Origin of the sequence: Aeromonas sp. Prich7-2, assembly GCF_017939255.1 — a bacterium.
GTDB lineage: Bacteria > Pseudomonadota > Gammaproteobacteria > Enterobacterales > Aeromonadaceae > Aeromonas > Aeromonas caviae.
Map to the genome: position 1 here is coordinate 1 of NZ_JAGKRI010000160.1, position 1,567 is coordinate 1,567.

Here is a 1,567-nt window from a genome sequence, read left to right on the forward strand (position 1 = left end):
GCAAACTACCCGATGCACACGAGTGTGCTGGAAGGGGTGAACAACAAGATCAAAGTGATAAAGCGTATGGCATATGGATTTAGGGACTCAGAATACTTTTTTCTGAAAATCAAGGCGGCCTTCCCCGGAAAGCCGCGATGAACCTAGTTTTATTGGCCGCCTGCAGGGCCTTGACCATCTCCCGCTTATGCCAGTGCTTGAGGGATTCCAGCACCGAATAAGCCAACGCACCATCGAGCCAGGACACCTCGGCCACACCCACCCCGTTATTGATCCGCACCGTCTGACGCTCCACATAGTGATTGAGCGCCGTCTCACTGCCATCACGCAGCAGGCCGTGTTTGGCCATTGTGATCCAGATAGCCCGGATCACCCCTATTTCAGCCGTCCGAACCTGGGTACCGCTGACCGGGCTTAAACGCTTCTGCTTGCCTCCTTTTACGCCACGTTTAACAGTCGGTTTAAACCCTGCCCCCTTCATGGCTTGCAGCACCTTGTCCAGCTCCTGGATCGACAGCGCTGCCGCAGAGCACTTGCCACTCTGCTGGGTCAGCAGCTCACGATAGGTTTCGTCATCCAGCCCCAGGGAGCGGCGGCCCACCTGCACCAGCCGGATCAAGCGGGTGCGTTCATTGCTTGCTGTCATGACTTCTCCCCACTTTTGCCACCCAGATTTGACCGGCAGGCACATCGTTTCCATTGCGCCACTCAGGGCAATGACTATCGAGCCACTGCTCGGCACCTTGCTGGTTCAAGGGGCCAAACTTCATCACATAGACCAGCAGAGCCTGCCAATTAGACGCCGCCATGACTGACCTCTGCTGCTCTGGCTTGCTGCAGTTCCGCTACCAGTTGCCAGCGCATCTGGCTGGCTTCTCCTGCCAGAGCAAACAGCCCTTGGGCACGAGCCTCTCTATCAAACTGCTTGAGCTGTCTGCACACAGCCCGTTTATCAGGGGTCGCCTGTGCAATGGCGGCCGCGCTGAATATCTTGGTAAGCCGAATATCCATCTCTGTTTTGGTCATCGCCGTGCTCCTTGTTCGAGGCGGTGAAGACCTGGGCCCAGGTCGGCTGCTCATCAGTGCCCGGCCACCACGCCGGGCAGACAGAGGGGCTACCCCCACTGTTTCGCATGATCAATACTCAATCTCCTTATCCAAACGAGAATGGAGTGTCTATGAAGCCGTTGACCGCTCATGAGGTCCTGTTACCTCTCTACAACTTCACCCAACTGATGGTTGGCCATAACCCCAAGCAGCTGCACATCTCGATCAAAACGCAGGAGTGGCTCTTCACAAGGTTGTCCACCGCCCCCTTTCCCATCAAAGAAGCGATCGAATTGGAACCATCAAAGCGATCCGCGTTTTATGAGCTGCTTACGCAATACGTCATGTTTTTGACGATGAACTCTGACCTTAAATTTGGTTCATCGCGGCTTTCCGGGGAAGGCCGCCTTGATTTTCAGAAAAAAGTATTCTGAGTCCCTAAATCCATATGCCATACGCTTTATCACTTTGATCTTGTTGTTCACCCCTTCCAGCACACTCGTGTGCATCGGGTAGTTTG

General features: G+C 54.6%; 5 protein-coding genes and 1 other RNA gene. 2 read left to right on the forward strand and 4 right to left on the reverse strand.

What is annotated here, in order from left to right:
* The coding region (locus J9892_RS19365; protein WP_210537842.1) for a transposase at positions 1 to 141 on the forward strand (141 nt) is incomplete at its 5' end.
* Here the strand turns inward: J9892_RS19365 and J9892_RS19370 are convergent.
* The 3 genes from J9892_RS19370 to J9892_RS19380 all read right to left on the reverse strand — a co-directional run bounded on the left by J9892_RS19370 (position 110) and on the right by J9892_RS19380 (position 1,135).
* Positions 110 to 646, reverse strand: a complete 537-nt coding sequence (locus J9892_RS19370; protein ID WP_210538745.1) for a regulatory protein GemA — start codon at positions 644 to 646, stop codon at positions 110 to 112. The two genes, J9892_RS19365 and J9892_RS19370, sit on opposite strands and share 32 nt — an antisense overlap.
* Positions 647 to 795: 149 nt before the next feature.
* Positions 796 to 1,026, reverse strand: a complete 231-nt coding sequence (locus tag J9892_RS19375) for a hypothetical protein (RefSeq protein ID WP_042074588.1) — start codon at positions 1,024 to 1,026, stop codon at positions 796 to 798.
* A 40-nt stretch (positions 1,027 to 1,066) separates the two neighbouring features.
* Positions 1,067 to 1,135, reverse strand: an RNA gene (locus J9892_RS19380) — hammerhead ribozyme type II.
* A gap of 43 nt (positions 1,136 to 1,178) precedes the next feature.
* Here J9892_RS19380 and J9892_RS19385 point away from each other — a divergent pair.
* Complete coding sequence (locus J9892_RS19385; protein ID WP_210538746.1) at positions 1,179 to 1,481, forward strand: hypothetical protein; 303 nt, start codon at positions 1,179 to 1,181, stop codon at positions 1,479 to 1,481.
* On the opposite strand, the gene J9892_RS19390 is transcribed toward J9892_RS19385, so the two are convergent.
* The coding region (locus tag J9892_RS19390) for a transposase (RefSeq protein ID WP_210537942.1) at positions 1,428 to 1,567 on the reverse strand (140 nt) is incomplete at its 5' end. The genes J9892_RS19385 and J9892_RS19390 overlap by 54 nt on opposite strands.